The organism is Nocardia amamiensis, assembly GCF_015477605.1.
Taxonomy (GTDB): Bacteria; Actinomycetota; Actinomycetes; order Mycobacteriales; family Mycobacteriaceae; genus Nocardia; species Nocardia amamiensis_A.
In genome coordinates this window covers 1-447 of sequence record NZ_JADLQX010000236.1, presented here as the reverse complement: position 1 = coordinate 447, position 447 = coordinate 1, and the positions used below count along the sequence as shown (strand labels likewise).

1 pseudogene is annotated in these 447 nt (G+C 67.6%); it reads left to right on the top strand.

Features of this window, described 5'->3' with window-relative positions:
- A pseudogene (locus IU459_RS39170) lies at positions 1–447 on the top strand (hypothetical protein); the annotation flags it as partial.

Below are 447 nucleotides of genomic sequence, written 5' to 3'. Positions count from 1 at the left end.
ACGCGTTGTGGGACAAGGGAATCGGGCACACCGCAATCTGCAGGGCGCTCAACCTCGACGACAAGACGGTACGCCGCTACGCCCGAGCCTGCAGCGCCGACGAGTTGCTGACCCAGTCGCCCAAACGTGGCAGCGCGCTCGACCCACACACCGCCTACCTGGCCGAACGCTGGCAGCAAGGGTGCACCAACGCCGCAACCCTGACCGGCGAGCTGCGCGAGCGCGGTTACCGGGGCGGTGAACGCCAGGTTCGCCGCCTCCTGCAGACCTGGCGAGCCGGCACCACGCCACCGACCGCCACGCCGATCACGACACCTAAACCTGGATCCGTGGAGTGGGGTTCTGGTTCGTTCGCGCGCCCGGGGGGGCGTGAACGCGCGTGTTTCGGGCATGGGGTAGCCGCTGGTCTGGCCAGCTTTTCCACTGTTGTTCCTGGTTGTAGGGATG